The following is a 7,502-nucleotide window of genomic DNA, read 5'->3' as shown; positions in this document are numbered from 1 at the left end:
AATACCGGAAGAGGACGCGACCTCGGCCTTCTAGAGAGCGATCGGACGGCAGGCGGAGCGCGCCGGCAATGGCTACGGCCGGCTATTTTCCGCCGCGCGCCAGTGATGTGAAGACACATCATTGGGTTCGCCGCGCGCTTTGCATCGCGAAGCAAAATAGCCGGCCTCCGCCATCCTCCGCTGCCGCTTCGGCCCTTTCGGGTTCTGGCACGCTTCGGCCGCCGTCAGAGGATCGCCACGAAGGCGGCGATAGTCGCGGCCGATCCGGCAAAGGACCTCTTCCCATGACCGACCATGACGACGTCGAACCGCTGCACAACTCTTCTCCGACCGACCAAGTCATCACCGAACTCCAGCTCTTCGGCTATCACCCCTTCGACGACCAGCCCGATCCAAGACCGCTCCCAGAGGGCAAGATGGTTGGCGGCGCCGTCGCCGATATCTTCGACGCCCTGGTCGCGACCTTGAGCGACACCCGGCTTGAGCCGGACCTTGACGATCTGCTCTGGTCGACCGTCAACCTGTTCCATCGTGCCGTCGAGCGCGTCGAAAGGCAGCTCGATAACAACGAACAAGCGCAGCACAAGAGCCAACGCGAGCAGAACGGGTCCGAGGTGCGATCGGTCGAACTCGAGCGCCTGACCGCCGAAGGCGTCACGCTGATCGAACGCCGCAACTGCCTGGAACTCTTCCGTGACCAGGCCATCGAACAATTTGAGGTCAACACCGGCGCATCCTGGCGCCCGCGATCGGGATCATTGGTCAACCACCGCACGTTCACCGCAGCGATGATCGACTCCCGCGACTTCATTGCCGCCAAACGCCGCGCCGAAACCGAGGTCTTGTTGCCACCCGGGCCGAAAATCGCACTCACCGGCGGGCTCGACTTCAATGACCACAACCTCATCTGGGATCGCCTCGACAAGGTTCATGCCAAGCACCCGGACATGGTCCTCCTGCATGGCGGCTCTCCCAAGGGCGCCGAACTGATCGCCTCCAAATGGGCGACCAATCGCAAGGTCCCACAGATCGCTTTCAAGCCGGACTGGACGAAACACGCCAAGGCGGCGCCATTCAAGCGCAACGACGCGATGCTCGAACTCCTGCCGATCGGCGTCATGCATTTTCCGGGCACGGGAATTCAGGACAATATCGCTGACAAGGCGAAGCGGCTCGGTATTCCCGTTTGGAAGTTCGGCGGCTCATGAGCGCCGTCTACTCGCCTGGAAGACGACGAAGACGGAGTTGCGCGCCGCAACTCCGCCTACTTCCGATTTTCGGTCCGAAGCCGCGCCGCGGTGGTGGTGGAGGCGCGACCAATACCTCTGTGCATTGGAGCCACCACCATGCTCGCCCTTGGGCTTGCCCTCAACACGCTCGGCATCGGTTTGTTCTGCTGGCTGATCCTTGCGCTGGCGGTCTATGCCTTGCCGTTTTTCGTCGCGCTCAGTGTCGGAATATCGGCATTTTCGCGATGGCGCGGGCCTCTTCGGCGCACTGCTTATCGGAATTGCTTCTGGCGCGCTGACGCTTGCCGCTGGTCAGCTCACTCTCGCGGCTAATCGGTCGTTGACCTTGCGCGTCCCGGTCGCAACCGTCTTCGCGGTCCCGCGGCAATCGCCGGCTACCATGTGGTGTTTGCCCTGTCCCAGATCGGGGTGCGTTCGCCGAGCTGGCGGGAGGCCTTCGCTTGCGTAGGTGCGCTTTGCATCGGCGGCACGGCATGGGCGCGTTTGACCGCTTCGCGAGGCCCCCCACCGTCTCACTCGGCCGGGGTGGTGGAGAATACACCTCGACCAATTCTTCCAGCCGCCACGCTCGAGCGATGAGGCTTCGTCGTCATCAGGTCGAGCAAGCTCGCACAGAGACCAGGTTGAACGAGACGGCGTCGAGCTCGAGCGAAAGGCAACCGCGTCTCCCTTCGAAGCCTTTATGCAAGGCCCACCAATCTCTGTCTGGCTCGCATAGCTGGGTGGGGCGCGCCGCGCTCGATCATTCCTGCGGGAGACGATACCGCCCTTTGCGGCAGATTGTTTCTCCTTCTGCGCCGGCCCGTCCCGACCTCTTGCTCAGAACAACCGAAATTTGCCACTCATCTCCTTAGGATTGCGGTTCAGCGCGCGGACGCACGTGGCCTCCTTGATGGCTCGATCTGGCCCAAGAGCGGCTGCGCCTCGATCGTCTGAGCCGCAACGCCGTTGATGCGACTTTCTTCCCCTGGGCTTGCGCCCATTCCTCGCGAGACAAGAAAGTCGCTCCAACGGCGTCCTCCGCTGCGCTCCGGCCTGCTAGCGGGTGCGTCGCCGATCGTCTTCGGCCTTTAGATCGCCATCGAGGCCGCGGTGGTCGCGGGCTCGAAACACAACAGGAGAAGTGACATGGCTAACATCGGTTCTTTCAAGAAAGTCGGCAACGATTTCCAGGGCGAGATCGTCACCCTGAGTTTGCAGGCCAGGGGCGTCCGCATCGTCGCCGAGACCAACCGCTCCAACGATAACGCTCCCAGCCACCGCATCTATGTGGGCCGGGCGGAGATCGGGGCAGCCTGGTCCAAGCGCTCCGAGGAGGGCCGCGATTACCTCTCGCTCAAGCTTGACGACCCGTCGTTCAACGCGCCGATCTACGCGAACCTGTTCGATGACGAAGGCGGAGAGGGCTACACGCTCCTCTGGTCGCGCCCGCGCAAGAACGGGGAGTGAGGCTCGGTCCAAAGCCCCGCCTGAGTTGATCGGGCGGGGCTTCTTTTCCAGCCTAAGGCGGCAAGATGATCACGCTGCTGTTCCATTGGAGCGGTTCTCACATCACCTCTCGTGGGTACCGATATCTATTTTGGTCTGGTCAATGCCGGTATCGTAGACAGCTTGCTCTTGGGGTAGCGAGGGGCTTTGCGGAGCCCGGGGACCGAGCGCCTCAACCTCATAAGTCACCGCTGCGGCGCTAACGCTTTGCTGACCTTGCATCGGGCGTCTAATCGGGCGGAGGCACAATCGGAATGGCAAGTCCGGCGTCTACGCGGTCCCGTTTTGACCATCATCTTGAAGCCCTTCACTCACGCTTGAGCATTGCCGGATGGATTGTAAGGGCAGGAGGCTACACCCTCCTTAGGTCCGACCGCATAAAACCGGCAAGCAGAGCTCGAACAAAAACCTCGTCGAACCGCTCGTGCGAGGCTTCTTGCAGGCGCAGGGGAACGTCTCGCCGCGGTACGATGCTCTACTGGTCAATCTTTTTTCCTCTTCGGTGCTTTAGGAAGCTCTTGGAGAACTCCTGGTCCGGCAAGACAAGATTCACGTGGCTAACACCCAGTGTGGTTGCGAGTTCGAACAGCGTCACCACGGTGGGATTGCGCCGACCTTGTTCCAATCCGCTGATATATTGTTGCGTGAAGTCGGACGCCTCTGAGAATTTCTCCTGCGTGAAGCCTTTCTGCTTCCGCAGTTTTAAAAAATTCCGACCCACCAACTTGCGCATATCCATCGGCGCAAGTTGCTTCTTCACATTGAACTGAGGAACCGTGCCTGCGCACGTCTATTGTCATTCTTGCGAGATTTATCATGCAAACACCGCCCCTTGAGCCGCATGTCGCCGCCTGCGCCCCCACAGATCCAGCGCTCACATCCTATGATGAGGAGCATCTGGTGACGTACTGGCGCCTTCTCGACGCCGCGGCAGATGGCGCCGACTGGAAGGAAGTGGCCCGAATCGCGCTGCACATTTGATCCGGACCGAGAATCGATGCGGGCGCAAACTGCATTCGAGAGCTATTTGAGGCGCGCTAGATGGCTGGCAGATCACGGCTACCGTCATCTGGTTGCGCGGTGGCGCAGGTAGATAGCAGGATTTGGCCATCCGAGTTGAGAAGTCAATTCTCTCCGACCATCATGGATCTTCTTGAGCATCACTTGGTGATCGCTTCCACGGCAACTTGGCACTCCCACAGCCCTTATTGACCGGCTATCGAGTCAATCGCGCTCGGAGAGTTCAGCCCGGAGTAGATGCGGTCGAGCGCACAATCACGCACGAATTTTGCTCGCCTTCTCCTCGACCAGTTGGGCGGGTCGAACTCCCAGAGCCTGCGAGACTTGCCAGATCGTAAGCAGGGTCACGTTTTGCAACCCTCTCTCCATTGATGAACGCGCGGTCGACACCCATGCGCTCTGCCACCGCCTCTTGGGTCAGGCGCAGGTCTAACCGAAATCGACGCGTGTTTGCTCCAAAAAGCTTGCGGATGTCCATCCGCAGGATAGGAAGCATTCGCGTATTTGGCGCTGCTTTCACCCATGACCCGCAAGGGTCTTTCTACGAGCAGACCATCTTCTGGGCGCCCGAGGCGATGCCAACGGTGGTGCCGGTCGTTCGGAGCGCGTCCGGCCGTCAAGGTTCGGACGTAGTACTTCCGCTTGCTGACCTCACGTCGGCCACCATGAGGCAAGCACCGGACGGCTGGCATGCCCTCTTGCTGGTCCAGGGCACGCAGCATCGATTATGGCTCAGTGAGGCCCCGCACCTCGGCACCGGATATGCCACCGAATTGCCGCTTGACGAGAATTCGTCGCGCGCGCCCACGCCGCGCATCGCTTATGGCGAACGTTGAACGGCCGCCCGCCGGGACCTGCCTTTCACCGGCTTTCGGCCCAGCAGCGGAAAAGGCTCGGCCTGGCTCTGCGAGCGCGGGATGGGCATGAGGATGGCGCATCCTATCGAACGATCGCGGAGGTGATGTTCGGCAAAAAGCGACTCATCGAGCGCGGCTGGAAGACCCACGACGTGCGCAGCCGTACCATTCGCCTGGTCAAAGCCGGTCGCTTCATCGTGCGCGCTGGCTACCGTTCATTGTTTCGGTCGAGATCCCGCCAGAGATAGATCTGCATAGCGTACAACTGATGCAATCAGGTCAGGTTTGGCGCCTCTAGCCCTCCCGCTGACTGCACCGGCGGGCGGCCCGCGATTGGATCTTACGCCTCATGCGCGCCGATCGCCTGCGTCGCATCGGAGCGCTTCGAGCTCCCCCGCACCACGCCTAACAACTGAGACGTCCCTGGCTGCGCAGCAGAATCGTCGGCCGATTGCTGGACTACCAAGCCTGCATTCCTCTTTTGCCGATCGCAGCGCGAAAGCAAAGGAGGGGTGCCGAAATCGCCCTAACAATGTTCGGCATCCCCTCACGTGCGTTCGCTCCTCCATGGTGTCCCTTGACGCGCGATCAAACTCCGTCGCGCTCCATGACATCACGGGAGCGATCCGATGCCCGACCCGAACGCCGGCACGCCGCAGCGCTATCTTCGCACACCAGAAGCGGCACGCTTTCTTGGCCTCTCCGGCCGCACCCTCGAAAAGCATCGCACCTATGGCACAGGTCCGACCTACCGCAAGCTGGGCGGCCGCGTCGTCTACGCGCTCGAAGACCTGAAAGCATGGGTGGACCGCGGCGCCAAAACGTCGACCAGCGATCCCGGGGTTGGCACGGTCTTGCCCGCCAAGCGGCACCCGCCCATCCCTTACGCTGGCAAGGAGCGGCGCTGACCCATGCCGGACAGCAACTCCTTTGCGCGCTCGCGGCGCAACTCAGAACGGGATCAGCTCGATCTGTTTCGCGCTCTTCCCGGTGATCTCGCGCCGCGCGACGCGCAAGACTTAATGGCTTATCCGTTCTTTTCGCTGGCGAAGTCGAAACGGACCGTTCCCATCGATTTTGGGGTCGGGACAATCAAGATCCGTGTCGAAGCTGTGCCGGAACATGGCATGGCGACCATCTGGGATGCGGACGTGCTGATCTGGGCCGCCTCGCAAATTATCCAGGCGCGTGATGCGGGTTTGAAGACGTCGCGGTTGATGGCTGCCACCCCTTACGAGATCCTGACCTTCGTGGGACGCGGCACAAGCGTGCGCGACTACGATCGCCTCAAGGCTGCGCTCGACCGGTTGCAATCGACCACTGTGATGACATCCATTCGCCAGCCGACTGAGCGCCGGCAGCATCGGTTCTCGTGGATCAACGAATGGAAAGAGACGGCGGATATGCACGGCCGCGCCCGCGGGCTCGAGCTGATCCTGCCAGACTGGTTCTACACGGGTGTTCTGAACGAAGCGCTCGTGCTGACGATCGACCGCGCATATTTCGATCTGACTGGCGGACTGGAGCGCTGGCTTTATCGCCTCGTGCGCAAGCACGGCGGTCGCCAAAAGGGCGGCTGGAGCTTTGATCTTGTGCACCTCCACGCCAAATCGGGCTGCCTATCGCCACTCAAGCACTTCGCATACGACCTGCGCCAGATCGTTCGACAGCAGAGATTGCCAGGATATGAACTGGTCATCTCGCACGACCCAAATGGGACGGAACGGCTGAACTTCGCTCCCACTCCGGTCGACCCGCTTACCCACCGGCTGCGCAAGCGCGGGCTTATCTCCGGCTCGGGGGAAAACCTGTGAATCCCGCCGTGCTATCAGGGACCAGCGCCACCGTGCCATCGGGGACCGAAAACGCGTGCCATCAGGGACCGCTATCGCGGAAAAGCCCTTGCCACAGACGAGCTTCCGCTTCCTCTAACTTTCCTAACCAGGAATCCTTCGGATTCCTTCTAACGGACCCCCAGTCCACGTCGCGGCAGAGTTCGTGGCTGTCCGGTCAGCCTACCGCCTGCGCCAACCTCCGCACGACAGCGGCTGAGCTGCGTCTTGCTTCCTGGAAATGGATCTTCGCAGTCCTGGACCTGCAGGAGCGTTATCTCCTCCCAAGGCGCGCTTGGCGTTCTGACGCGGCCGTGAGCGCGGAGCAGTCGTGCTTCGCCCCGCCTGTCGTTTGCCTATCACGCCTCCTCGTCCTGGACTTCAGATCGCCATCGTCTCAGCACCGCGCCTGCCGTCTTGCGATATGGAATTTCAATATGAATGATCTCACGACCGTTGAGCTCCTGTGGCTCGAGAAACGCATCGAAAACCGCATTCGGTTCGGCCGGCCTACATCGGAAACGATCATCGACCATCACCGGCGTGTTCTTTCATTTGCGCCTGGCAGCATTTTTGCGTTCGTACGCTGGAGCTCCAATGACTTCGGAACTGTACTGTCACGCATCGATATTCTGCGCGCGTGCGCGCCGGGGCAACGCTACTCGACCGTGCCTTGGATCAGTCCGGGCGGCGAGAGCCTGCTGAGATTGTCAGGTTGGCCGAAGGTCGAACGTGTCCTGCAGCTGATCGGCGCGGTGGAAGCACTGGGCATCGATCCTGCCGAGGCGGCGCCCGACTACTGGCACCACGCGCACAATCGCCTTTCCGTGAATGAAACTCCGCGAAGCTACACCCGTGCGCGTCACCAGGCGTGGCTCCGGCGCCAAAGGGCGACACTCTGATGGGCCGGCTCATAACACTTCTTGCCATGTGCGGTGGCACGGCTCTTGCGCTCTCCGCCGACCGGTGCACAGCGCCATGGTATATTTGGAACGCTTCGCATAGCGTGCCGATCGGTCTTTACCGCTTGCAGCCGGTAGAGCGTCTCCGTGTCA

9 protein-coding genes and 1 pseudogene are annotated in these 7,502 nt (G+C 61.3%); 9 read left to right on the top strand and 1 reads right to left on the bottom strand.

Going from position 1 to position 7,502, the window contains the following annotated elements; genetic code table 11:
* Nucleotides 1-284 precede the first annotated feature (284 nt).
* Entirely contained in the window at nt 285-1,208 is a 924-nt protein-coding gene (locus IVB32_RS23300) for a DUF2493 domain-containing protein (RefSeq protein WP_247282302.1), read from the top strand.
* A 1,170-nt stretch (nt 1,209-2,378) separates the two neighbouring features.
* Nucleotides 2,379-2,699: a DUF736 domain-containing protein gene (locus tag IVB32_RS23290; protein WP_018458991.1), complete on the top strand. Its 321-nt coding sequence runs from the start codon at nt 2,379-2,381 to the stop codon at nt 2,697-2,699.
* 514 nt (nt 2,700-3,213) lie between these two features.
* Here IVB32_RS23290 and IVB32_RS23285 read toward each other — a convergent pair.
* The gene (locus IVB32_RS23285) at nt 3,214-3,477 is read right to left on the bottom strand and encodes a helix-turn-helix transcriptional regulator (RefSeq protein ID WP_247282301.1); all 264 of its coding nucleotides are present in this window, start codon (nt 3,475-3,477) and stop codon (nt 3,214-3,216) included.
* Nucleotides 3,478-3,554: 77 nt separating this feature from the next.
* Between IVB32_RS23285 and IVB32_RS43075 the strand changes: the two genes are divergently transcribed.
* The 7 genes and pseudogenes from IVB32_RS43075 to IVB32_RS23250 form a co-directional block, all read left to right on the top strand.
* Complete coding sequence (locus IVB32_RS43075; protein WP_346015294.1) at nt 3,555-3,719, top strand: hypothetical protein; 165 nt, start codon at nt 3,555-3,557, stop codon at nt 3,717-3,719.
* A 509-nt stretch (nt 3,720-4,228) separates the two neighbouring features.
* Complete coding sequence (locus IVB32_RS23275; RefSeq protein WP_247282177.1) at nt 4,229-4,594, top strand: hypothetical protein; 366 nt, start codon at nt 4,229-4,231, stop codon at nt 4,592-4,594.
* Complete coding sequence (locus tag IVB32_RS23270) at nt 4,591-4,863, top strand: DUF2285 domain-containing protein (RefSeq protein WP_247282176.1); 273 nt, start codon at nt 4,591-4,593, stop codon at nt 4,861-4,863. The genes IVB32_RS23275 and IVB32_RS23270 overlap by 4 nt, the downstream gene beginning before the upstream one ends.
* Nucleotides 4,864-5,244: 381 nt before the next feature.
* A complete protein-coding gene (locus IVB32_RS23265) occupies nt 5,245-5,523 on the top strand; it encodes a helix-turn-helix domain-containing protein (RefSeq protein ID WP_247282175.1) in 279 nt (92 codons plus the stop codon).
* 3 nt (nt 5,524-5,526) lie between these two features.
* Nucleotides 5,527-6,429 (top strand): replication initiator protein A, encoded by a 903-nt coding sequence (locus IVB32_RS23260; RefSeq protein WP_247282174.1) that lies wholly within the window; start codon nt 5,527-5,529, stop codon nt 6,427-6,429.
* Between the two features lie 455 nt (nt 6,430-6,884).
* The gene (locus IVB32_RS23255; protein ID WP_247358142.1) at nt 6,885-7,349 is read left to right on the top strand and encodes a DUF2840 domain-containing protein; all 465 of its coding nucleotides are present in this window, start codon (nt 6,885-6,887) and stop codon (nt 7,347-7,349) included.
* Between the two features lie 26 nt (nt 7,350-7,375).
* Nucleotides 7,376-7,502: pseudogene (locus IVB32_RS23250) on the top strand (S26 family signal peptidase); the annotation flags it as partial.

The sequence above is a fragment of the Bradyrhizobium sp. 23 genome, assembly GCF_023073295.1.
In the GTDB taxonomy this organism is placed as follows: Bacteria; Pseudomonadota; Alphaproteobacteria; order Rhizobiales; family Xanthobacteraceae; genus Bradyrhizobium; species Bradyrhizobium canariense_D.
This window is presented reverse-complemented; position numbering and strand designations above follow the sequence as displayed.